Source organism: Mycobacterium sp. TKK-01-0059, from assembly GCF_000709305.1.
Lineage (GTDB): Bacteria > Actinomycetota > Actinomycetes > Mycobacteriales > Mycobacteriaceae > Mycobacterium > Mycobacterium intracellulare.
Window position 1 is genome coordinate 49,495 of the sequence record NZ_KL446993.1, and the last position, 21,780, is coordinate 71,274.

The 21,780-nt window shown below is 69.6% G+C and carries 23 protein-coding genes and 1 pseudogene; 11 read left to right on the forward strand and 13 right to left on the reverse strand.

Annotation, left to right across the window (positions count from 1 at the left end):
- Positions 1-5: 5 nt before the first annotated feature.
- Positions 6-1,382 carry a protoporphyrinogen oxidase gene (locus K883_RS00300; protein WP_020823102.1) on the reverse strand — a complete coding sequence of 459 codons (1,377 nt, stop codon included), beginning with the start codon at positions 1,380-1,382 and terminating at the stop codon, positions 6-8.
- Complete coding sequence (gene hemE, locus K883_RS00305) at positions 1,379-2,452, reverse strand: uroporphyrinogen decarboxylase (protein WP_020823103.1); 1,074 nt, start codon at positions 2,450-2,452, stop codon at positions 1,379-1,381. The genes K883_RS00300 and hemE overlap by 4 nt, the downstream gene beginning before the upstream one ends.
- Before the next feature lie 85 nt (positions 2,453-2,537).
- Here hemE and K883_RS00310 point away from each other — a divergent pair, with 85 nt between their 5' ends.
- The 3 genes and pseudogenes from K883_RS00310 to K883_RS00320 all read left to right on the forward strand — a co-directional run bounded on the left by K883_RS00310 (position 2,538) and on the right by K883_RS00320 (position 5,398).
- Entirely contained in the window at positions 2,538-3,359 is an 822-nt protein-coding gene (locus tag K883_RS00310) for an enoyl-CoA hydratase/isomerase family protein (RefSeq protein WP_008258514.1), read from the forward strand.
- 78 nt (positions 3,360-3,437) lie between these two features.
- A pseudogene (locus K883_RS00315) lies at positions 3,438-4,104 on the forward strand (DUF3000 domain-containing protein).
- Position 4,105: 1 nt separating this feature from the next.
- A complete protein-coding gene (locus tag K883_RS00320; RefSeq protein ID WP_020823104.1) occupies positions 4,106-5,398 on the forward strand; it encodes an HRDC domain-containing protein in 1,293 nt (430 codons plus the stop codon).
- On the opposite strand, the gene dxs is transcribed toward K883_RS00320, so the two are convergent.
- A complete protein-coding gene (gene dxs, locus K883_RS00325; RefSeq protein WP_020823105.1) occupies positions 5,395-7,320 on the reverse strand; it encodes a 1-deoxy-D-xylulose-5-phosphate synthase in 1,926 nt (641 codons plus the stop codon). The two genes, K883_RS00320 and dxs, sit on opposite strands and share 4 nt — an antisense overlap.
- A gap of 149 nt (positions 7,321-7,469) precedes the next feature.
- On the opposite strand from dxs, the gene K883_RS00330 reads away from it, so the two are divergent.
- Together K883_RS00330 and K883_RS00335 are read left to right on the forward strand one after the other, a co-directional pair.
- Positions 7,470-7,913, forward strand: a complete 444-nt coding sequence (locus K883_RS00330; protein WP_020823106.1) for a CBS domain-containing protein — start codon at positions 7,470-7,472, stop codon at positions 7,911-7,913.
- 16 nt (positions 7,914-7,929) lie between these two features.
- On the forward strand, positions 7,930-9,219 hold the full coding sequence (locus K883_RS00335; protein WP_020823107.1) for an ArsB/NhaD family transporter: 1,290 nt from the start codon (positions 7,930-7,932) through the stop codon (positions 9,217-9,219).
- A 6-nt stretch (positions 9,220-9,225) separates the two neighbouring features.
- Here K883_RS00335 and K883_RS00340 read toward each other — a convergent pair whose 3' ends face one another.
- From K883_RS00340 to K883_RS00350, 3 genes are read right to left on the reverse strand one after another with little or no spacing between them, the layout of a single operon-like run.
- Positions 9,226-9,978: a hypothetical protein gene (locus K883_RS00340; RefSeq protein ID WP_020823108.1), complete on the reverse strand. Its 753-nt coding sequence runs from the start codon at positions 9,976-9,978 to the stop codon at positions 9,226-9,228.
- Positions 9,978-10,691, reverse strand: a complete 714-nt coding sequence (locus tag K883_RS00345) for a fluoroquinolone export ABC transporter permease subunit (RefSeq protein ID WP_020823109.1) — start codon at positions 10,689-10,691, stop codon at positions 9,978-9,980. The genes K883_RS00340 and K883_RS00345 overlap by 1 nt, the downstream gene beginning before the upstream one ends.
- Positions 10,688-11,593 (reverse strand): ABC transporter ATP-binding protein, encoded by a 906-nt coding sequence (locus tag K883_RS00350; RefSeq protein ID WP_036455222.1) that lies wholly within the window; start codon positions 11,591-11,593, stop codon positions 10,688-10,690. Before K883_RS00350 ends, K883_RS00345 begins: the two co-directional genes overlap by 4 nt.
- Positions 11,594-11,748: 155 nt before the next feature.
- Here K883_RS00350 and K883_RS00355 point away from each other — a divergent pair, with 155 nt between their 5' ends.
- A complete protein-coding gene (locus tag K883_RS00355; RefSeq protein WP_020823111.1) occupies positions 11,749-12,204 on the forward strand; it encodes a GbsR/MarR family transcriptional regulator in 456 nt (151 codons plus the stop codon).
- Here the strand turns inward: K883_RS00355 and K883_RS00360 are convergent.
- Both K883_RS00360 and K883_RS00365 read right to left on the reverse strand, forming a co-directional pair.
- Positions 12,201-13,397 (reverse strand): class I SAM-dependent RNA methyltransferase, encoded by a 1,197-nt coding sequence (locus K883_RS00360; protein WP_036453320.1) that lies wholly within the window; start codon positions 13,395-13,397, stop codon positions 12,201-12,203. The two genes, K883_RS00355 and K883_RS00360, sit on opposite strands and share 4 nt — an antisense overlap.
- A 29-nt stretch (positions 13,398-13,426) precedes the next feature.
- Complete coding sequence (locus K883_RS00365; RefSeq protein ID WP_036455223.1) at positions 13,427-15,421, reverse strand: APC family permease; 1,995 nt, start codon at positions 15,419-15,421, stop codon at positions 13,427-13,429.
- Between the two features lie 127 nt (positions 15,422-15,548).
- Here K883_RS00365 and K883_RS00370 point away from each other — a divergent pair, with 127 nt between their 5' ends.
- Both K883_RS00370 and K883_RS00375 read left to right on the forward strand, forming a co-directional pair.
- Positions 15,549-16,214: a potassium channel family protein gene (locus tag K883_RS00370; RefSeq protein ID WP_008258523.1), complete on the forward strand. Its 666-nt coding sequence runs from the start codon at positions 15,549-15,551 to the stop codon at positions 16,212-16,214.
- A 34-nt stretch (positions 16,215-16,248) separates the two neighbouring features.
- Positions 16,249-16,905: a potassium channel family protein gene (locus K883_RS00375; RefSeq protein ID WP_008258524.1), complete on the forward strand. Its 657-nt coding sequence runs from the start codon at positions 16,249-16,251 to the stop codon at positions 16,903-16,905.
- Here K883_RS00375 and K883_RS00380 read toward each other — a convergent pair.
- Positions 16,902-17,591 carry a DUF3159 domain-containing protein gene (locus K883_RS00380; RefSeq protein ID WP_043955794.1) on the reverse strand — a complete coding sequence of 230 codons (690 nt, stop codon included), beginning with the start codon at positions 17,589-17,591 and terminating at the stop codon, positions 16,902-16,904. The genes K883_RS00375 and K883_RS00380 overlap by 4 nt on opposite strands.
- Before the next feature lie 14 nt (positions 17,592-17,605).
- Positions 17,606-17,974, reverse strand: a complete 369-nt coding sequence (locus K883_RS00385; RefSeq protein WP_003875251.1) for an OB-fold nucleic acid binding domain-containing protein — start codon at positions 17,972-17,974, stop codon at positions 17,606-17,608.
- A gap of 131 nt (positions 17,975-18,105) precedes the next feature.
- On the opposite strand from K883_RS00385, the gene K883_RS00390 reads away from it, so the two are divergent.
- Positions 18,106-18,807, forward strand: coding sequence for a hypothetical protein (locus K883_RS00390; protein ID WP_036455224.1), 702 nt, complete (start codon positions 18,106-18,108; stop codon positions 18,805-18,807).
- An 8-nt stretch (positions 18,808-18,815) separates the two neighbouring features.
- Here the strand turns inward: K883_RS00390 and K883_RS00395 are convergent, their stop codons facing one another.
- Positions 18,816-19,589 (reverse strand): DUF3710 domain-containing protein, encoded by a 774-nt coding sequence (locus tag K883_RS00395; RefSeq protein WP_008258541.1) that lies wholly within the window; start codon positions 19,587-19,589, stop codon positions 18,816-18,818.
- Positions 19,590-19,632: 43 nt separating this feature from the next.
- Entirely contained in the window at positions 19,633-20,097 is a 465-nt protein-coding gene (gene dut, locus K883_RS00400; RefSeq protein WP_014385376.1) for a dUTP diphosphatase, read from the reverse strand.
- Positions 20,098-20,122: 25 nt separating this feature from the next.
- Here dut and K883_RS00405 point away from each other — a divergent pair, with 25 nt between their 5' ends.
- Entirely contained in the window at positions 20,123-20,608 is a 486-nt protein-coding gene (locus K883_RS00405; protein WP_036453322.1) for a DUF3093 domain-containing protein, read from the forward strand.
- Positions 20,609-20,617: 9 nt separating this feature from the next.
- On the opposite strand, the gene K883_RS00410 is transcribed toward K883_RS00405, so the two are convergent.
- Positions 20,618-20,920 (reverse strand): DUF4193 domain-containing protein, encoded by a 303-nt coding sequence (locus tag K883_RS00410; protein WP_008258544.1) that lies wholly within the window; start codon positions 20,918-20,920, stop codon positions 20,618-20,620.
- 205 nt (positions 20,921-21,125) lie between these two features.
- On the opposite strand from K883_RS00410, the gene cei reads away from it, so the two are divergent.
- Positions 21,126-21,776, forward strand: coding sequence for an envelope integrity protein Cei (gene cei, locus K883_RS00415; protein WP_008258545.1), 651 nt, complete (start codon positions 21,126-21,128; stop codon positions 21,774-21,776).
- The last annotated feature ends 4 nt before the right edge of the window (positions 21,777-21,780 follow it).

Genomic DNA, 21,780 nt, shown 5'->3' on the forward strand with positions numbered 1-21,780 from the left:
GAAACCTATCGTGCCACTTGCGGGTCCGGGCCTCCGATGGCCCTGATCACATCCTCGGCCGCGCGCCCGGCCGCGCCGACGCAGGCGGGCACGCCGATGCCGTCGAGGTAGCTCCCCGCCACCGCGAGCGTCGGCGGCAGGCCGGCGCGCACCTCGGCGACCAGGTCGGCATGGCCGGGGCCGTACTGCGGCATGGCGTCGATCCAGCGCTGCACCCGGACGTCGACGGGGTCGATGTCGAGCCCGAACACCGTGGCCACATCCCCCAGCGCCCAGGCCAGCAGCTCGTCGTCGGAGGTGCTGGCCGCCACGTGGTCGCCGAACCGCCCGAACGACAACCGCAACAGCTGCACGTCGGCCCGCGCGCCCCACTTGCGGGACGACAGCGTGATGGCCTTGGCCCGCAACCGCTCCCCGGTGGCCACCAGCACGCCCGAACAGTCGGGGAACGCGGTGTCAGCCGGCACGGCCAGCGCCAGCACCACCGACGATGCGCTGGTGATGCGCCCGGCCGCGGCGACGCTGCGGGGCGCGATGCCGCCGAGCAGGCGGCACGATTCATGCACGGGGACGGCCAGGATCACCGCGTCGGCGAGCCAGCGGGCGCCGGTGTCGTCGAACACCGCCCAGCCCGCGTCGGCGCGCTCGAGCCGCGACGCGGCGGCGCGCACCCAGCGCGCCCGGGCGCGCGCGGCGAGCTCCTCGACCAGCACCCGGTACCCGCCGTCGAGCGCGCCGAACACCGGCGCGCCGGTGGCCGGCGGCAGGACCCGCCCGACGGCGTCGGTCAGGCTGGCGGCGCCACGGTCCAGCGCCGCGGCCACGGTCGGCGCGGCCGCACGCAGGCCGATGGTGGCCGCCGAGCCCGCGTAGACCCCGCTCAGCAGCGGGTCCACCGACCGCGAGACCACCTGGTCGCCGAACCGGTCGCCCACCAGGTCGGCCACTGCGGGGTCGCTGCCGGCGACCCACTCCAACGGGCGGGAGGGTTCGGCGTCGATGCGGGCGACGGTCGCCTTGTCGACCAATCCCGCCACCGACGCCGCCGACGACGGGATGCCCACGACCGTGCCGGTGGGCAGCGGGCGCAGCCGTTGCCCGCTGTAGATCAGCGGGCGGGCGCCGGTCGAAACCACTTGGCGCCCGGTCAGATTCAGCTCGTCCAGCAGCGCCGGCAGCTCGGGTCGGCGCAGCACGAACGCCTCGGCGCCCAGATCCATCGGCGCCCCGCCGACCAGCTCGGTGCGCAGGATCCCGCCGAGCCGCTCCCCCGGGTCGAACAGCGTGATGGCCGCGTCGTCGCCGAGGGACATGCGCAGCCGGTAGGCCGCCGTCAGCCCCGAAATCCCGCCCCCGACAACGCAATACGAGCGGGACGTCATAGCGAGTGGACCAGCGACACCAGGTCGGTCAGCACTGCGGGGTCGGTCTCGGGCAGCACGCCGTGGCCGAGGTTGAAGACGTGACCGGCGGCGCCGGCGTCGACCGCGCGCCGACCGTCGTCGACGACGGCGCGCGCCGCGCGTTCGACCACCGGCCAGCCCGCCAGCAGGACCACCGGATCGAGGTTGCCCTGCAGCGCCGTGCCGGGTTCCACCCGGGCCGCCGCGTCGGCGAGCGAGGTTCGCCAATCCACGCCCACCACCGTCGCGCCGACCTCCGACATCGCGCCCAGCAGTTCGGCCGTGCCGACGCCGAAGTGCGTCATCGGCACGCCGTACTCGGCCAGGGCGGCGAAGATCCGGGCGCTGTGCGGCTGCACGTAGGCGCGGTAGTTGGCCAGCGACAGCGTCCCCGCCCACGAGTCGAACACCTGGATTGCGTCCACCCCGGCATCCAGTTGCACCCGCAAGAAGCCGACGGTGATGTCGGTCAGCTTCTTCATCAACGCATGCCAGCTGTCGGGATCGGCCAGCATCATCGCCTTCGTGCGCGCGTGGTGGCGGCTGGGCCCGCCCTCGATCAGGTAGGACGCCAGGGTGAACGGCGCGCCGGCGAAACCGATCAGCGGAACATCGCCGAGCGCGGACACCAGCAGCGACACGGCGTCGGAAATCGGTTGAACCCGTTGCCGCTCAAGCGGTTTGATCGCGGCGACGTCGGCCGCGGTGCGCACCGGCGACTCGATCACCGGACCGACCCCGGCGACGATGTCCAGGTCGATGCCGGCGCCGAGCAGCGGCACCACGATGTCGGAGAACAGGATCGCCGCGTCGACGTCGTGCCGGCGCACCGGCTGCAGGGTGATCTCGCCGACCAGCTCGGCGTCGAAACACGCCGACAGCATGTCGTGCTGGGCCCGCAGCGCCCGGTATTCGGGCAGCGACCGGCCGGCCTGCCGCATGAACCACACCGGGATCCGGCGGGGTTTTCGGCCGCCCGCCGCGGCCAGATACGGCGACTCGGGAAGGTCGCGGCGAGTGTCCGCACTGGTGTGCGTGGGCCTGTTCATCGGCCTCAATGCTGCCATGACCGCAGAACGCCGAACCCCGCTGCGTACTATCGCGACCGCAACCGTTTGAACGTCAGGAGCCCGGATGCCGGTCAGCCAGCCCCCAGCCAATTACGACGAGTTCCCCAGCCTGCGGTGCGAGCTCGGTGAGAACGGCGTGCTGACGCTGGTTCTCGACTCCCCGGGGCTGAATTCGGTGGGGCCGCAGATGCATCGCGACCTCGCCGACATCTGGCCGGTGATCGACCGCGACCCGGCCGTGCGCGTCGTCCTGGTCCGCGGCGAGGGCAAGGCCTTTTCCTCCGGCGGCAGCTTCGACCTGATCGCCGAGACCATCGGCGAGTATGAGGGCCGGATCCGCATCATGCGCGAAGCCCGCGACCTGGTGCACAACATGATCAACTGCGACACCCCGGTCGTGTCGGCGATCCGGGGGCCGGCGGTGGGTGCGGGCCTGGTGGTGGCGCTGCTGGCCGACATCTCGGTGGCGGGCCGGACCGCGAAGCTGATCGACGGGCACACCAAGCTCGGCGTGGCCGCCGGCGACCACGCCGCGATCTGCTGGCCACTGCTGGTCGGCATGGCCAAGGCCAAGTACTACCTGCTGACCTGCGAAACCCTGCTCGGCGAGGAGGCCGAGCGGATCGGCCTGGTCTCCACCTGCGTCGACGACGACGACGTCCTGTCCACCGCCACCCGGATCGCCGAGAACCTGGCGCAGGGCGCGCAGAACGCCATCCAGTGGACCAAGCGCAGCCTCAACCACTGGTACCGCATGATGGGCCCCACCTTCGAGACCTCGGTGGGCCTGGAATTCCTCAGCTTCAGCGGCCCCGACGTGCAGGAAGGCCTGGCCGCCCACCGCGAGAAGCGCCCCGCCCGGTTTACCGGCGGATCTGCCACCTGAGCAGGACATATACGTTTGGTGGAGGGCTGGTAACGGGTTGGTCGCGGCGGGTTTGAAACCCGGCGCGCCTGTCGCAGCGTGTCAGCCGATGGGTCTACCGTCGATCCCTGTGACCCCTGCCGTGACGATACAGAGCGGTCGGGATGAAGAGGAGCGGTGCCAAGTGACCTCATCCGAACCGGCCCCCTTCCGCGAGGCGGTGGCGGCGATGAACGCCGTGGCCGTGCGGCCGGAGATCGAGCTGGGTCCGATCCGGCCGCCGCAACGCCTCGCTCCCCACAGCTACGCGCTGGGCGCCGAGGTCAAACATCCCGACCGCGAGATCATCCCCGAACGGTCCGACGGCGACGCCTTCGGCCGGCTGATCCTGCTGTATGACCCCGAAGGGGCCGACGCGTGGGACGGCACCATCCGCATGGTCGCCTACATCCAGGCCGACCTCGACCCCAGCGAGGCCGTCGATCCGCTGCTGCCCGAAGTAGCGTGGAGCTGGCTGGTCGAGGCACTGGAGTCACGCATGGAACACGTCGTCGCGCTGGGCGGCACCGTCACCGCCACCACCTCGGTGCGCTACGGCGACATCTCGGGGCCGCCGCGCGCCCACCAGCTCGAGCTGCGGGCGTCCTGGACCGCCACGTCGCCCGCGGTCGGCGCGCATGTCGAGGCGTTCTGCGAGGTGCTGGAGCACGCCGCGGGCCTGCCGCCCGCCGGAGTCACCGACCTGAGCTCGCGGTCACGCGCCTAGCATGGGCGAACCGTCGCCCGACGGGCCGGGCAGCAGCGCGCCCGGCAGCACCGAACCCGCCCCCACCCCACTTCCACGCCCGGCCGAAGGCGTCCCGCCCATCTCGGTGAGCGTGTACGAAATCGAGGCCGCGGCGCAGCGCCTGGACCGTGGGCGCGGGCCGTTCGCGGTGGACGCCGAGCGGGCGTCGGGTTTCCGCTACTCCAACCGGGCCTACCTGATCCAGATCCGCCGGGCGGGCTCCGGCACCGTGCTGATCGACCCGGTGAGCCACGGCCGCGACCCGCTGGAGGCGCTGCGGCCGGTGGCCGAGGTGCTGGGCACCGACGAATGGATCCTGCACTCGGCCGATCAGGACCTGCCCTGCTTGGCGGAGGTGGGCATGCGGCCACCCGCGCTGTATGACACCGAGCTCGCGGGCCGCCTGGCCGGGTTCGAACGCGTGAACCTGGCCACCATGGTCGAGCGGCTGCTGGGTTTCGGGCTGGCCAAGGGCCACGGCGCGGCGGACTGGTCCAAGCGGCCCCTGCCCGCCGAATGGCTCAACTACGCCGCGCTGGACGTGGAACTGCTCATCGAGCTGCGCGCGGCGATCGCGGAGGTCCTCGCCAGGCAGGGCAAAACCGATTGGGCCGCACAGGAATTCGACTACCTGCGGGACACGGGCTGGAAAGATCCGGGTGCCGCGGTGCGACGGGACCGGTGGCGACGAACGTCGGGGATCCATCGGGTGCGCGACAAGCGCGGCCTGGCCGCGGTGCGCGAATTGTGGTTGACGCGCGACCAGATCGCGCAGCGCCGCGACATCGCGCCGCGGCGCATCCTTCCGGACTCGGCCATCATCGACGCCGCGCTGGCCAACCCGACGACCGTCGAGGAACTGGTCGCCCTGCCCGTGTTCGGGGGGCGCAATCAACGCCGCAGCGCCGCGACGTGGCTGGCGGCGCTGGAGGCCGCGCGCCAGAACAAGAATCCGCCCGTGGACGCCGAACCGCCGAACGGGCCGCCGCCCCCCGCGCGGTGGAGCCGGCGCAAACCGGAGGCCGCCGCGCGGCTCGAGGCCGCGCGGGCGGCGCTGTCTGAGGTCTCCGAGCGGGTGCACGTCCCCACCGAGAACCTGGTCTCGCCGGACCTGGTGCGACGGCTGTGCTGGGACTGGGAGGCCGCGCCGGATCCCTTCGAGGCCGTCGAGGCGTTTCTGCGGGCCGGGCAGGCCCGGCCCTGGCAGCGGGAGCTGGTGGATCCCGTGCTGGCCCGGGCGCTGCAGGCGGAAGGCACCGAGGAGGCCGATTAGTCGAGGTGCTCCCGAATCTCGGCTTCCGCCTCGCTGCTGCCCAGGGCGGCGACCCACCCGGTGATGCGGCGTGCCACATCCTGATCCGTCAGGGCCAGGTCCGCCAGCAGCTCGCCCCGGGAGGCGTGCTCGTAGAACCGCTGCGGCAGGCCAACGTCGCGGCACGGAACGTCGATCTCGGCGCGGCGCAGGGCGGCCGACACCGCCGAACCCACGCCGCCGTTGACCCCGTTGTCCTCGCAGGTGACGACCAGTTTGTGCCGCGCCGCCAGGTCGAGCAGGTTGTCCGAGACGGGCAGCACCCAGCGCGGGTCGATGACCGTGACGCCGATCCCCTGATCCTGCAGGCGCTTGGCCACCGCCAGCGCCATCCGGGCGAACGCGCCGACCCCCACCAGCAGCACGTCGTGGTTGCATCCGCCGGCCGGGACCGCGAGCACGTCGACGCCCGAGATGCCCGAACCCCGGCGCTCGATCGCCGGGATGTCCTCGCCCACATCACCTTTGGGGAAGCGCAGCGCCGTCGGCCCGTCGTCGACGTCGAGCGCCTCGCCGAGTTCCTCGCGCAACCGGGTGGCGTCGCGGGGGGCGGCCGCCCGCATGCCGGGCACGATGCCCAGCATCGACAGGTCCCACATGCCGTTGTGGCTGGCGCCGTCGGATCCGGTGATCCCGGCCCGGTCCAGCACCATGGTGACGGGCAGCCGGTGCAGCGCCACGTCCATCATGATCTGGTCGAAGGCGCGGTTGAGGAACGTCGAATAGATGGCCACCACCGGGTGCATCCCGCCCATGGCCAGGCCGGCCGCCGACGTCATGGCGTGTTGCTCGGCGATGCCGACGTCGAACAGGCGATCGGGAAACTGCTGCCCGAACGGCGTCAGCCCGGTGGGGCCGGGCATGGCCGCGGTGATGGCGACGATGTCGCGGCGCTTGCGGGCGTAGCCGATGAGCGCATCGGAGAAGGTCGCCGTCCAGCCCGGGCCGGGGACGCTGGTCGCCTGGCCGGTCAGGGGATCGATCACCCCGCAGGAATGCATCTGCTCGGCTTCGTCGTCCTCGGCGGGCGCGTAGCCCATCCCCTTGCGGGTCACCACGTGCACGATCACCGGGCGCCCGAAGCCGCGGGCGTGGCGCAGCGCGGCCTCCACCGCGCGTTCGTCGTGGCCGTCGACGGGGCCCACGTACTTCAGCCCCAGGTCGGTGAACAGCAGCTGCGGTGACAACGAGTCCTTGATGCCGGCCTTGACGCTGTGCATCACCCGGTAGGCGAGCCGGCCGACCAGCGGCAGCGCCCGCAGCGCGTCGCGGCCCCGTTCCAGGGCCTGCTCGTAGACCGGTTGCAGCCGCAGCGTGGCGAGATGGTCGGCCACGCCGCCGATCGTCGGGGCGTAGCTGCGCCCGTTGTCGTTGACGACGATGATCACCGGGCGGCCCGACGCGGCGATGTTGTTCAGCGCCTCCCAGCACATGCCGCCGGTCAGCGCCCCGTCGCCGACCACCGCGACCACGTGCCGGTTGCGGTGCCCGCTCAGCTCGAACGCCTTGGCCAGTCCGTCGGCGTAGGACAGCGCGGCGCTGGCGTGGCTGGACTCCACCCAGTCGTGTTCGCTCTCGGCGCGCGATGGATACCCGGACAGCCCACCCTTTTTGCGGAGGGTTTCGAACTCGTGGGAACGTCCCGTCAGCATCTTGTGGACGTAGGCCTGATGGCCGGTGTCGAAGATGATCGGATCGTGCGGCGAGTCGAACACGCGGTGCAGCGCGAGCGTCAGTTCGACCACGCCGAGATTCGGCCCGAGATGTCCCCCGGTGGCAGCGACCTTGTGAATCAGGAACTCGCGAATCTCGGCGGCCAATTCGCGGAGCTGATGCGCAGAAAGGTGCTGCAGATCAGCGGGCCCGCGGATCTGTTCCAGCATCCCGTCAGTCTACGCAGCCACACGCGCGGGTTTGGTAGCGTCAATGCGCGGTGAGCCGGGAAGCCTGGTCGGCACGTGTCCGTCCGACCCCGGAGTACGCCATGAGTCTCGACCTCGCCGCCCCCCACGCCCGGACGTATCGTCGCAGTGTGCGCGCCGAGCAGATCGCCGAGGACTTCCCCGTCGTCAGCATTGACGCGGACGCCCTGGACGCCGCCCGCATGCTGGCCGAGCACCGGCTGCCCGGGCTGTTGGTCACCGACGGCGCGGGGCGTCCCTACGCGGTGCTGCCCGCCTCCCAGGTCGTCCGCTTCATCGTGCCCCGCTACGTGCAGGACGACCCGTCGCTGGCCGGCGTGCTCAACGAATCGACCGCCGACCGTTGCGCGGAAAAACTGAGCGGCAAGAAGGTGCGCGACGTGTTGCCCGACCACCTGGTCGACGTGCCCCCGGCCAACGCCGACGACACGATCATCGAGGTGGCCGCGCTCATGGCCCGGCTGCGCAGCCCGCTCGTCGCGGTGGTCAAAGACGGCGGGCTGGTCGGGGTGATCACGGCGTCGCGGGTGCTCGCCGCCGCGCTGAAACCCTGATGCCACAGGCACATCGATGAGCGTCATCGCGATCCTGGTCTTCGCGGTCGCCTACGTCCTGATCGCCAGCGATCGCGTCAACAAGACGTTCGTGGCCCTGGCCGGCGCCGCGATCGTGGTCACCCTGCCGATCATTCATTCCGATGACATCTTCTACTCGCGCGGCACCGGAATCGATTGGGACGTCATCTTTTTGCTGCTGGGCATGATGATCATCGTCAGCGTGCTGCGGCAGACCGGCGTGTTCGAGTACGTGGCGATCTGGTCGGCCAAACGCGCCCGCGGATCCCCGTTGCGCGTCATGATCCTGCTGGCCCTGGTGACCGCGATCGCCTCGGCCCTGCTCGACAACGTCACCACCGTGTTGCTCGTCGCCCCGGTCACGCTGCTGGTGTGCGAACGTCTGGCGCTCAACGCGGCGCCGTTCCTGATGGCCGAGGTGTTCGCATCGAACATCGGCGGCGCGGCGACCCTGGTGGGCGACCCGCCCAACATCATCATCGCCAGCAAGGCCGGCCTGACGTTCAACGACTTCCTCATCCACCTGGCGCCGATCGTCATCATCGTGATGGCCGTCCTGATCGCGTTGCTGCCACGCCTTTTTCGCGGGGCGTTCAGCGTCGACCCCGAGCGGGTCGCCGATGTGATGTCGCTGGAAGAAAAGGAGGCGATTCGCGATCCCCGCCTGCTCGTCACGTGCGGCGCGGTCCTGCTGGCGGTATTCACCGCGTTCATCGCCCACTCGCCGCTGCACATGGAGCCCTCGGTGGTGGCGCTGTTGGGCGCCGGCATCCTGGTCGTGGCGTCGCGGCTCAAGCCCGCCGAGTACCTGTCCAGCGTGGAGTGGGACACGTTGCTGTTCTTCGCCGGCCTGTTCATCATGGTCGGCGCGCTGGTGAAGACGGGTGTGGTCAAACAGCTTGCCCGCGTGGCGATCTCCGCGACCGGCGGGAACACCTTGACCGCGACGATGATCATCCTGGTCGCCTCGGTCGTCATCAGCGGGGTCGTCGACAACGTTCCGTATGCCGCGACGATGGCGCCGGTGGTGGCCGACCTCGTCCCCGCCCTGGGCGATCACGCCAACCCCGGCGTCTTGTGGTGGTCGCTCGCGCTGGGCACGGACTTCGGCGGCAACCTGACCGCCATCGGCGCCAGCGCCAACATCGTCCTGCTCGGGATCGCCAGCCGCGCCGACAATCCCATCTCCTTTTGGGAATTCACCCGCAAGGGCGCGGTCGTCACCGCCGTCTCCGTCGCGCTGTCCGCGTTGTACCTGTGGCTGCGGTATTTCGTGATGGCCTAAACGGGCTCAGTATTTGGCGCGGAAGCGGCGGAACAACGGCCAGGCAATCGCCAGGTTGTACACCACCCCGCCGACAAGATACGGCCACCACGTGCCGGAGTCGCTGGCGACCCAGAACGCCTTGGCGGCCCAATAGGGCGGCAGCACGCCGAAGGCGAGGTTCCAGCCGGAGTCGATGAACCACGGCAGGCAGGGCAGTCCGGCGATGAGCATGCCCAGCGCGCGGACCATGGCCAGGCCCTGAATCTTGTTGTTCGCCAGGGCAACTATCAGCAGCAGGGTCACGACCGCCGACAGCCCCGCCAGCAGTCCGATCGGGATCAACGCGCCGACGAGGCCGGGCCGCAGGATACCGCTGAGCGACATGGTCGCGCACACGTAGGCGGTGGTCACGACCATGACCGTGGTTGCGCGGTAGGCGAACAGGGCTGACAGCGGCACCGGTGTCACCCGCAGCGCGGTCAGCGTGCCGGCGTCGACCTCGTCCAGAACCAAGAACGCGGCGATCGCGCCGGTGATGATGATGCTGGTCAGCAGGAGGAACGCGGTGAGAACCAGCGGGTAGTAGGGCACCAGATCGAACGCGTAGCGATCGGCCAGCATCTCGGTGATGGGCGGGGTGAGGAGTGCGACGCCGGTGGTCCACAGGACGGGGGCGACCACGATCATCCACAGCAGTGGATCACGATAGGTGCCGCGAATGTCGTTGCGGCCGAACGCCACCAACGCCCGCGCGCTGACGTGTCCCGACATCGCCATCAGAGCGCACCCGACCTTTCGATGACGTAGCGGCCGAACATCGCCTTGGCCGCCCGGCCAAGCGCCGCCAGGCACGCGGCCGGATACAGCACCGCGTACACCACCTGCCACGGCGCCAGGCTCACCTGATCGAAGGCGGCCCCCAGCAGCAACAGCGGTCCCTGCGTGGGGACGAGGTAGAGCACGGGATTCGGCCACAGTCCGGAGTAGTACACGACCGGCGGCACCAGCATGACCGTCAGTGGGATGGTCGCCGCCAGGAACCAATCGGTCACCGAGGAGAACGGCAGCGAGGTAACGAAGCCCACCAGCAGCATCAGCAGGGTCCCGAGCGCCACGCCGAGCACCAGCGGGGCGAGATGATAGCCGAGCCCATGCACGATGGTCGCGACAGTCACCGCCACGAACAGCGAAATACCGAGCAGCACAGCCAGTTTGGCGACGAGGTATTCGGAGAACCGTAGCGGCGTGGAAATCACCGCACCGATCGTGCGCTCCTGCTTCTCGAAGAACACGGTGCCCCCGATGAAGAAGAACCCGATGATCGCGATGTCGCCCACGAGCACATACGGTTCCGCGACCGGGCGCAGGCCCGCCGGCATGGGCAGCAGCACGGCCAGCCAGATCAGACCGGAGAAAACGGCGGCGTGCAGAAACTTCTGCCGCACTTGCAGCGTCAGCTCGAGTCGCAGCGCGCTCGCCAACCTGGTCATTTCAGCCGCCTTCCGGTCGTCTCGACGAAGACATCGTCGAGGCTGGCCTCCCTGCTGTGGATGGTCTCGACGTGGTGGTCGCGCAGCATCGCATGAAACGCCGGATCGTCGGCCAGGCCGTCCATTCCGAACTCGGCGGTCTGCAGACGCCCGTTGTCGTCCCGGTATTCCACCCGTACCAGCCGCTGGCTGCGGGCGATTTTCAGCTCGGCGGGCGTGTCCATAGCGACGACCGCCCCGTCGACGACAAAGGCCACGCGGTCGCACAGCTCGTCGGCGGTCGCCATGTCATGGGTGGTGAGAAACACCGTGCGGCCGCGTGCCTTCAGGTCCAGGATCATGTCCTTGACGTTGCGGGCGTTGACCGGGTCAAGGCCGGAGGTGGGCTCGTCGAGGAAGAGCAGTTCGGGATCGTTGATCAGCGATCTGGCGAAGGTGAGCCGCATCTGCATTCCCTTGGAGTACATGCCGACTCGGGTGTGGGCGTCGTCCGCCAGGCCCACCGCGTCCAGCAGGTGCATCGGATCCAGCGTCGCGCCCGCGTACAACGATCCGAAGAATTGCAGGTTCTCCAACCCGGTCAGCTTCTGGTAGTGGTTGGGCAGTTCGAACGAGACACCGATGCGCTCGTAGTAATCAGCACCCCAGGCCAGCGGGTCCCTGCCCCAGATCGCGGCCTGGCCGCCGTGGCCGCGAAGCAGGCCGATGAGAAGTTTCTGCGTCGTCGACTTCCCTGCCCCGCTGGGACCCAGGAAACCGAAGATCTCACCACGACCGACGGTGAAGTCCATGCCCCGCACGGCGGGTTCTCGCGCCTTCGGGTAGGCGAACGTGAGTCCACGGACGCGGATCACGTCGGCCACAGCGTCCGTCGATGTGGTTGTCGCCCCCAGGTTTTGCATGGACGCGCTCGCTCCCTCCCGGGTCAGCGCGGTGCCGGCTGCCGGCACCGCGTGCATACGGATACCTAGTTCCGACCAGACTTCCCGGAGCGCCGAAGCACACTATACTGAAGTTTCAGAAATTACTGAAGGACGAACGCGCGAAAGGGGTGCGAGTGACCGAACGCGCACAGGACCGCGATGCGGCCGAACGACTCGCCCTCGTACTCGTCAATCACGGCCTGCAACGCATGACCGCCCGCGTGCTGGCCACTTTGCTGTTCACCGAGCAGGCCAGCATGACGATGAGCGAGTTGGCCGAGCGGCTACAGGCCAGCTCGGGTGCGATCTCCGGCGCGCTGAAAATGCTCACCTCCGTAGGGCTGGTCGAGCGGGCGCCCGCCCCCGGCAGCAGACGGGATCACTATCGGCTGCGTGACGACGCGTGGGCGACCCTTTTCACCAACCAGAACGTCGTGATTGCGGCGATGCAGACCGCGGCCGAGGCCGGGATTGCGGCGACCGGGCCGGATAGTGTTGCCGGGCAACGGCTCACGCGGATGCGTGACTTCTACGCCTTCCTGCTCGATGAGATCCCGGCAGTGCTGGATCGCTGGCAGCAGCGTTGCTAGCGGGTCAGCAGCGCGACGCATTCGACGTGGTGGGTCAACGGGAACGCGTCGAACACCTTGATCTTCTCGACGGCGTAGCCGTGGCCGAGATAGATCCCGATATCGCGCGCGAAAGACGCTGCCTCACAACCGATGTGCACGACACGCGGGACACCGGCCGCGGCGAGCAGATCGATGATCTCGCGCCCGGCCCCCGCCCGCGGCGGGTCAAGCACCGCCACATCTGCTGTTGAGGCGCTTTCCCGCTGCGCCGCCAGCGCGCGCCGCACCGAGTCGGTGACGATCTGCACCTGGCTCAGATCGGCCAGCGCGGTGCGGGCGGCCCGCGTCGACGCGCGCGAGGTGTCCACGCTGAGCACCCGCCCCGAGGCCCCCACGGCCTCGCCGAGCGCGGCGGCGAAAACGCCTGCGCCACCGTAGAGATCCCACGCACTCATGCCGGCGCCGGCGGCCGCCCAGTCGGCGACCAGGCCGCTGTAGGTCGCCGCGGCGTCGCGGTGCGCCTGCCAAAACGCGGTCACCGGCACCTGCCAGGTGCGCCCCGCCACCCGCTGCACCGCCTCGTAGCGGCCCTCCATCACCTTGGTCGCCGTGCGTCTGCCCTGCCGCAGGGTGCGCACCACATGGCGCGCGCCGTCGTCGTCGACGGCCACGTGCAGCTGGGCGGCCGGCGGCCACTCGGTCTCGGCGATCCCGTCGAGCATGCCGTCCGGCAGCTGCGCGCAACGCAGGTCGGTCACCAAATCGTCGCTGTGGTAACGGTGAAAGCCCGGTCGACGGTCGGCGCCCACGTCGAGGCGGACGCGGGTGCGCCAGCCCGTGGGTCGCGACGACAGCGGTTCGGCCTCGCCGCTCCAGCGATGCCCACCGAGGCGCTCCAGCTGATTGGCCACCACCTCGGCCTTGAGCGTGCGCGCCACCTCGGGGGCGGCGAACGCCAGGTCGCAGCAGCCGGCGCCGCCGACCCCGGCGATCGGGCACAGCGACGCCGTGCGGCCGTCCGCCGGCTCGAGGACCTCGACAACCTCGGCGTGCCAATAGGATCCGCGGTCCGCGGTCACCCGCACCCGCACCCGCTCACCGGGCAGCGCGTACCGGACGAACACCACCCGGCCCTCGTGGTGCGCCACGCAGCTGCCCCCGTTGGCCGGGGCGCCGGTGGTCAACGTCAGCTCCCCCACCGGGGGCGCCACCCCGCGCGGTGGGCGGGTCGATTCGCGGGTCAATCGAAAATACCCCGGCGAGCGTCGCCCGGCGCCACGTGCGGCTGCAACGTCTTGCGCCGTTCGGACGAACTCAGTTGCCACGGAACCGAAGTCACCATGACGCCGGGCATGAACAGCAGCCGGCCCTTGAGCCGCAGCGCGCTCTGGTTGTGCAGCACCTGCTCCCACCAGTGCCCCACCACATACTCCGGGATGAACACCGTGACCACGGTGCGCGGCGACTCCTCCCGGGCCCGCTTGACGTATTCCAATACGGGGCGGGTGATTTCGCGATACGGCGAGGCGATGACCTTGAGCGGAACGCTGATATCGCTCGCCTCCCACTTGCGCACCAGCTCACGGGTTTCCGCGTCGTCGACGCTGACCGTCACCGCCTCGAGAACGTCGGGACGGGTGGCCCTCGCGTAGGCCAGCGCGCGCCGCGTCGGCAGGTGCAGCTTCGACACCAGCACCACGGCGTGATTGCGGCTGGGCAACACCGCGTCTTCCTCGTCCTCGGCCTGCTGCGCCAATTCGCGGTTCACGGTGTTGTAGTGCCGGTGGATCATCTTCATCATGCCGAACAGCAGGCTCATCGCGAACAGCGCGATCCACGCCCCGGCGACGAACTTGGTGACCAGCACCACCAGCAAAACCGCACCGGTGGAAAGCAATCCGACCGTGTTGACCACCCGCGAGCGCATCATCTTGCGCCGTACCCCGGGATCGGTCTCGGTGCGCAGCAACCGGGTCCAGTGCCGCACCATGCCGATCTGGCTCAGGGTGAACGAAATGAACACGCCCACGATGTAGAGCTGAATCAACGCGGTGACCTCGCCGCGGAACGCCACGATCGCCAGCACGGCCACCCCGGACAGGAACAGGATTCCGTTGGAGAACGCCAACCGGTCTCCGCGGGTGTGCAATTGGCGCGGAAGGTAGCTGTGCTGGGCCAGGATCGAACCGAGCACCGGGAATCCGTTGAACGCGGTGTTGGCCGCGAGCACCAGGATGAGGGCGGTCACCGTGGCGATGAGCAGGAACCCGACGTGAAAGCCGCCGAACACCGCCTGCGCCAGTTGGGTGACCAGGGTCTTCTGGTAGTACCCCTTCGGGGTTCCGCTCAGCTGGGTCGCGGGATCCTCGACGAGCTGAACGCCGATCTTCTGCGCCAGCACGATGATGCCCATCAGTAGCGTCACCGCGATTGCGCCCAACATCAGCAGGGTCGTGGCCGCGTTGCGCGACTTGGGTTTCTGAAACGCCGGCACCCCGTTGCTGATCGCCTCGACACCCGTGAGCGCCGCACACCCCGAGGAGAACGACCGCGCCACCAAGAACGCCAACGCGAAACCGACGACCTGGCCGTGTTCGGCGTGCATCTGGAAACCGGCGGACTCCGCCCGCAAGGGATCACCCAGCACGAAGATCCGGAACAGGCCCCAGCCGATCATGACGAGGACCCCGATGATGAACGCATACGTCGGGATGGCGAACGCCACCCCGGATTCGCGTACCCCGCGCAGGTTCAGCGCCATCACCAGCAGAATGGAGGCCACACAGAAGAACACCTTGTGCTCGGCCACGATCGGGATGGCCGAGCCGATGTTCGCCATCGCCGACGCCGTCGAAACCGCCACGGTCAGAACGTAATCCACCATCAGGGCGCTCGCCACGACGAGGCCCGCCGTCTCACCCAGGTTGGTGGTGACCACCTCGTAGTCGCCGCCACCGGAGGGGTAGGCGTGGACGTTCTGCCGGTAGCTGGCCACCACCACCAACATGACCGCCGCCACGGCGAGTCCGATCCACGGCGTCAGCGCGTACGCCGAGACCCCCGCCACCGAGAGCATGAGGAAGACCTCCTCGGGCGCATATGCCACCGAGGACAACGCGTCGGAGGCGAACACCGGCAAGGCGATCCGCTTGGGCAACAGGGTGTGGCTGAGCCGGTCGCTGCGAAACGGCCGGCCGATAAGCAACCGACGAGTGGCGGTTGAAAGTTTGGACACGAGAGCCAAGAGTAAGCCCAGACGGGTTTGACGGTAGCGTTCGTGGACGAGAATGTTCGCCGACCGAAACGGCTTGCCCACGTGCGTTGCCGACGAAGGGCGCAGGACGCGGCCGAGAGGACCACAAGTGCGAGTAGTAGTGATGGGCTGCGGCCGTGTCGGCTCCTCGGTCGCCGACGGGCTGTCCCGCATCGGTCACGACGTGGCCGTCATCGACCGCGACAGCACGGCCTTCAACCGGCTCAGCCCCGAATACGCCGGCGAGCGGGTCCTGGGGCAGGGATTCGACCGAGATGTACTGCTGAGGGCCGGTATCGAAGAGGCGGACGCGTTCGCCGCGGTGTCCTCCGGTGACAACTCCAACATCATCTCCGCGCGCCTGGCGCGGGAGACGTTCGGCGTCAAGCGGGTCGTGGCCCGCATCTACGACGCCAAGCGCGCCGAGGTCTACGAGCGCCTGGGCATCCCGACCATCGCGACCGTGCCCTGGACCACCGACCGCCTGCTCAATGCCCTGCTGCGGGAGACCGAGACGGCCAAGTGGCGCGACCCGACCGGCACGGTCGCCGTCTCCGAGGTCGTCCTGCACGAGGACTGGATCGGCCACCGGGTCACCGATCTCGAGCAGGCCACCGGCGCGCGGGTCGCCTTCCTGATCCGATTCGGGGCCGGCGTCCTGCCCGAGCCGAAGTCGGTGATCCAGGCCGGCGACCAGGTCTATGTCGCGGCGATATCCGGGCGCGCCGCCGAGGCGGTCGCCATCGCCGCGCTACCACCGAGCGAAGACCTGTGATGAATTCGGGACCGGCTGTGAGGGGACGGCGCATATGAAGGTAGCGGTTGCCGGTGCCGGTGCGGTCGGTCGCTCGGTCACGCGGGAACTCATCGGCAACGGCCACGACGTGACGTTGATCGAGCGCAACCCCGACCACGTCGACGTCGACGCCATCCCGGCCGCGCACTGGCGCCTGGGCGACGCGTGCGAGCTGACCCTGCTGGAATCGGTGCACATGCAGGAGTTCGACGTGGTGGTGGCCGCCACCGGCGATGACAAGGCCAACGTCGTGCTAAGCCTCTTGGCCAAAACCGAATTCGCGGTGCCCCGGGTGGTGGCCCGGGTCAACGACCCGCGCAACGAGTGGCTGTTCACCGACGCCTGGGGCGTCGACGTCGCGGTGTCGACACCGCGCATGCTGGCGTCGCTCATCGAGGAGGCCGTCGCCGTCGGCGATCTGGTGCGGCTGATGGAGTTCCGCAAGGGGCAGGCCAACCTCGTCGAGATCACGCTGCCCGATGACACGCCGTGGGGCGGCAAGCCGGTGCGCAAACTGCAGCTGCCGCGCGACACCTCGCTGGTGACGATCCTGCGCGGCCCTCGGGTCATCGTGCCCGAGGAGGACGAGCCGCTCGAAGGCGGCGACGAGCTGCTGTTCGTCGCCGTCGCCGAGGCCGAAGAGGACCTGCAGAAGCTGCTGTTGGGCTAGTCGCCGACGCTACGGGGTGCCAGCTCGGCGCCCGCCGCGATGGCCCGCTGCGCCGACTTGATCGCCGCGTAGGTCGCCAGCGCGGCCAGCACGGTCAGTGGCCAGCCCATCCCGATCCGCGCCGCCGCCAGCCACCCGGTCCGATCGGCGTCGTAGAGCAGCCCCTGGACCACGAAGCGGGAGGTGAACACCAGCACCCAGCCCAGCGAGGCGATGTCGAACGCAAGGACGGCCTTTGGAACGCTGCGCCAGCCGTCCCCGCGGCCGGTGGCCCAGCTCCACGCGTAGCCCACCAGCGGCCGGCGGATCGCCACCGACGCCGCCACCACCACCGCCCACACCAGCGACATCCAGATGCCCAGCAGGAAATAGCCCTTGGACTCCCCCAGCACGTAGGCGATCAGCGCGCACAGCGCCACGCCGAAGAACCCGGACAACGCCGGCTGTGGGGAATCCCGCCGGATCAGCCGCCACAGCAAGACCAGCGCGGCCACCCCCAGCGCCGCCGCGATCGCCGGGACCAGTCCCGACACGCTCGAGACGATGACGAAGACGACCACCGGGAGCGACGAGTAGATGACGCCGCTGACGCCGCCCGCCTGCGCCAGCAGGCGCTCGGGGCTGATGCGACTAGTGGTTTGTTCCGATGAGCCCGGCTCCCGGGCGGGCGGGGTGGCCCCGCCCAATCCTTCCGGGACGGTCACCGTTGAATTTCGTAGTGCGGGTTGTAGATCGCCTTGGTTCCGTTCTCGAGCTTGCCGAGGCGGCCCCGCACGCGCAGGGTGCGGCCCGAGTCGATGCCCGGGATGCGGCGCTGGCCCAGCCACACGAGCGTGACGGTGTCGCTGCCGTCGAACAATTCCGCGCGAACCCCGCCGGCGCAGGCCCTGCCGTTGCATTCCACGCTGCGCAGCGTGCCGACCATCGTGACCTCCTGGCCACGCTCGCAATCGATAGCCCGTTGCGCGCCGGTGCTGGCGACTTCGTCGGACAGTTCCTCAGAGTCGCGTTGCTCCGGATCCTCCGTCAACCGACGGGTCAGCCGGCGCAGATACCCTTGGGCCCCCATGGCCACTCCTGACGATAAAAGCTTCGATGCTTCCTCTATGCCAACGGACACCGTAGACCTCTTGGTTCCCCAGCGCCAACCGACTCAAACGTGATGTTGGACCGCAGGTCAACGCCGTGCACTATCGAGGGGTGGTGGTCGATCTGAACGGTGTCACGACGGTGTTATTGCCCGGAACCGGCTCCGACGACGACTACGTTCAGCGGGCGTTTTCGGGCCCGCTGGCCCACGTCGGCGCGGTATTGGTGACCCCGCCGCCGCGTCCCGACCGGCTGATCGAGGGCTACCTGGCGGCGCTGGATGCCGCGGCGCGGGAAGGCCCGATCGCCGTCGGCGGCGTGTCGATCGGCGCGGCGGTCGCGGCGGCCTGGGCGCTGGCCCATCCGGACCGGGCGGTCGCGGTGCTGGCCGCGCTGCCGGCGTGGGCGGGGGCGCCCGGTGAGGCGCCGGCCGCCCTCGCGGCGCGGTACTCGGCCTCCCGGCTGCGAGCCGACGGACTGGCGGCGACGACGACCCAGATGCGGGCGTCCAGCCCCCCGTGGCTGGCCGACGAGCTGACCCGCTCGTGGGGCGCCCAGTGGCCGCACCTTCCGGACGCCATGGAGGAGGCGGCCGCCTACGTCGCGCCGAGCTGCGACGAGCTGGCCGGGCTGGCCGCGCCGCTGGCGGTGGCGGCCGCGGTCGACGACCCGATCCATCCGCTGCAGGCCGGCCTCGACTGGGTCGCCGCGGCGCCGCGCGCGGCGCTGCGCACGGTGACGCTGGATCAGATCGGCGCGGATCCCGCCGCCCTGGGCGCGGCCTGCCTGGCGGCGCTGGCCGAGCTGGGCTAGCCGGGGTCTCAGCCGCCGGTGGTGGTGCGCAGCTGTTGCATCGCCGACCCGTCGGCGCTGCGGCGCGCGGCCGGCTGGTCGGCGGGGGCCTGCTGGTCCTCGGATTGCTGCGCATCCGCTTGTTGGGCGGCCTGTTGCGCCGCGGCGGCTTCGCGCAGCTGTTGGGCCATCGGCTCGGGCAGCTGCACGGCCAGCGGTGTGCGCACCGGCAGGGGCGTGTCGCCGCGCCGAACCACGGTGTCGGCCAACGCCGCTCGCGCCTCCTGCTCGAGCGCCTCCATCGTCTCGTGGGCGCCGTTGATGACGCAGCGGATCATCCAGCGGTAGCCGTCGACGCCGATGAAGCGCACCACGCCGGTGGCGGTGCCGACCACCTCGCGCCCCCACGGCCCGTCCTTGATGCTGACCTGGGCGGAGTCGTTGCGCAGCGACTCGGCGAGCTCGCCGGCCACCTCACGCCACAGCCCACCCGTCTTGGGCGCCGCGTAGGCGGCGATGGTGAAACGACCGTTGGGCGTGACGACCCAGACCGCGCTCGGGACACCGGTTTCGGTCAACTCGACCTGCAGCTGGCCGGCCTCGGGCATGGGGATCAGCACCGAGCCCAGGTCGAGCCGGGCCAGCTCGGCGACGGCGGGATCGTCGAAGTCCTCGATGTCGAACGGGCCCTCGAGTTCCTCGGCGGCGGGCTCGTCGGCGCCCGGCGTCACGGCCTCGTCCGCCCGGGCGTCCGCGGCCGAAGCGCTGTCGTCCTTGCGTGAGCGCTTACCGAATGCAGCCATCAGCGCCGCTCCTTTTCATCGCTTCGCCCTGCTCGCCGGCGCATCACAGACTCGCGTGTCCGCCGGAGGAACCGTGACCACCGTCGCCACGGGACGTTTCGGCCAACCCGGCCTCGTCGAACGACGACACCTCGACCAGCTCCACCAACTCGACCCGCTGCACCAGCAGCTGGGCGATGCGGTCGCCGCGATGCACCACGATCGGCTCGGTCGGATCGAGGTTGATCAGCGCGACCTTGATCTCGCCGCGGTAGCCCGCGTCGATGGTACCGGGACTGTTGACGATCGAAAGCCCAACGCGCGCAGCCAATCCCGACCGAGGATGGACCAGCCCGACCATGCCGAACGGGATGGCGACCGCCACACCCGTGCGCACCAGGGCGCGCCGCCCGGGCTCGAGCTTGACGTCCTCGGCGCTGTAGAGATCGATCCCGGCGTCGCCTTCGTGGGCGCGGGCGGGCAGCGGAAGCTCGGGGTCAAGGCGGACGATGGCCAGACTGGTCGACACGGGGCCACAGATTACCCTTGACTGCGTGTCCGATACCCGCGTCGCGCCGCACAACGTGCGGTATCGCGAACGATTGTGGGTTCCGTGGTGGTGGTGGCCACCGGCCCTCGCGCTCGCCGGCATCCTCGCGTTCGAGTTCAACATGGGCGTCACCCGCCACTCCTCGTGGTGGCCGTACGCGGCACTCTTCACGGTGGCGGGCGCGGCGCTGTTGTGGCTGGGGCGCGTCGAGATCCGGGTCACCGCCAACCCGTCCGTGCCGGGGGAAGTGGAACTGTGGGCGGGCCCCGCGCACCTGCCGGTCACCGCGATCGCCCGGTCCGCACAGGTAGCGCCCTCGGCCAAATCCGCGGCGTTGGGCCGCCAGCTCGACCCGGCGGCCTACGTGCTGCACAGGGCGTGGGTGGCGCCGATGATCCTGATCGTCCTCGACGACCCGGACGACCCGACGCCGTACTGGCTGGTGAGTTGCCGTCACCCGGAACGGGTGCTGTCGGCCCTGACAACGTAGCGGCAGCTATCAGGCCGCGCAGTCGGTACAGATCATCACGCCGTTCTTCTCGCTGGCCAGCCGACTGCGGTGTTGCACCAGAAAGCAACTCGAGCAGGTGAACTCGTCAGCCTGCTTCGGAACGACACGGACCGAGAGTTCTTCACCGGACAGGTCGGCGCCGGGCAGTTCGAAATTCTCAGCGGATTCAGATTCGTCGACATCGACGACGGCCGAGGCCGCCTCGTTCCGTCGCGCTTTGAGCTCCTCCAGCGAGTCCTCCGAAACGTCGTCCGTCTCGGTGCGCCGTGGAGCGTCATAATCGGTAGGCATATCTATTCCCCTGCCCTATTGCCTCTGCTTGCCTCTGCATGCCCTCGTAAATCTCAAGCATCGCTTTGTACCAGCGTCGAACGCATCCACCAAATGATTCGTGCCCGTATCACGGCCCATTAAGGTGTGATTTACCTCACACACCCATTTTCACCCTTGCGCTCGCTTCTGAACAGTGGGTTTGGGGTGCGACTAGAGTGCAGCTGTGGTCACGCAAATCACCGAGGGTACAGCTTTTGACAAGCATGGTCGGCCCTTCCGTCGACGCAACCCCAAGCCCGCGATCGTCGTGGTGATTTTGCTCGCAGTGGCCACCGCGGTCGTCTGGACCGTGGCGCTGACCCGGCCCGCCAAGGTGCACGAGGCGGTGGTGTGCAATCCCCCGCCGCAGGCGACCGGTTCGGCGTCGGCCCAGCTCGGTGAGCAGGTGTCGCGCAGCGCCATGATGGACGTCGCGCCCGCCAAGCTCGCCGACACCAAGGTCCGCGTCCTCAACGCCAGCGGCCGGGGCGGGCAGGCCGGCGACGTCGCCGGGGCGATGAAAGACCTCGGCTTCGCGCAGCCGACCGCCGCCAACGACCCGCTCTACGCCGGCACCCGGCTCGCCTGCCAAGGCCAAATCCGTTTCGGCACCGCCGGACAGGCCACCGCCGCGGCGGTGTGGCTGGTGGCACCGTGCACCGAACTGTTCAACGACAGCCGCGCCGACGACTCCGTCGACCTGGCCTTGGGAACCGACTTCAGCGCGTTGGCCCACAACGACGACATCGACGCCGTGCTCGCCACCCTGCGGCCCGGCGCCACCGAGCCGTCAGATCCCACGCTGCTGGCCAAGATTCACGCCAGCAGCTGCTGAGGCG

What these genes read in the sequence shown, in the direction of transcription:
- K883_RS00335 (WP_020823107.1), top strand. Translation starts at nt 7,930, where the DNA reads ATGAGCGTCATCGCGATCCTGGTCTTCGCGGTCGCCTACGTCCTGATC.
- K883_RS00385 (WP_003875251.1), bottom strand. Translation starts at nt 17,974, where the DNA reads ATGGGGGCCCAAGGGTATCTGCGCCGGCTGACCCGTCGGTTGACGGAG.
- K883_RS00340 (WP_020823108.1), bottom strand. Translation starts at nt 9,978, where the DNA reads ATGGCGATGTCGGGACACGTCAGCGCGCGGGCGTTGGTGGCGTTCGGC.
- K883_RS00300 (WP_020823102.1), bottom strand. Translation starts at nt 1,382, where the DNA reads ATGACGTCCCGCTCGTATTGCGTTGTCGGGGGCGGGATTTCGGGGCTG.
- K883_RS00375 (WP_008258524.1), top strand. Translation starts at nt 16,249, where the DNA reads ATGAAGGTAGCGGTTGCCGGTGCCGGTGCGGTCGGTCGCTCGGTCACG.
- K883_RS00350 (WP_036455222.1), bottom strand. Translation starts at nt 11,593, where the DNA reads ATGCAAAACCTGGGGGCGACAACCACATCGACGGACGCTGTGGCCGAC.
- K883_RS00310 (WP_008258514.1), top strand. Translation starts at nt 2,538, where the DNA reads ATGCCGGTCAGCCAGCCCCCAGCCAATTACGACGAGTTCCCCAGCCTG.
- hemE (WP_020823103.1), bottom strand. Translation starts at nt 2,452, where the DNA reads ATGAACAGGCCCACGCACACCAGTGCGGACACTCGCCGCGACCTTCCC.
- K883_RS00320 (WP_020823104.1), top strand. Translation starts at nt 4,106, where the DNA reads ATGGGCGAACCGTCGCCCGACGGGCCGGGCAGCAGCGCGCCCGGCAGC.
- K883_RS00410 (WP_008258544.1), bottom strand. Translation starts at nt 20,920, where the DNA reads ATGCCTACCGATTATGACGCTCCACGGCGCACCGAGACGGACGACGTT.
- K883_RS00395 (WP_008258541.1), bottom strand. Translation starts at nt 19,589, where the DNA reads ATGGCTGCATTCGGTAAGCGCTCACGCAAGGACGACAGCGCTTCGGCC.
- dxs (WP_020823105.1), bottom strand. Translation starts at nt 7,320, where the DNA reads ATGCTGGAACAGATCCGCGGGCCCGCTGATCTGCAGCACCTTTCTGCG.
- K883_RS00345 (WP_020823109.1), bottom strand. Translation starts at nt 10,691, where the DNA reads ATGACCAGGTTGGCGAGCGCGCTGCGACTCGAGCTGACGCTGCAAGTG.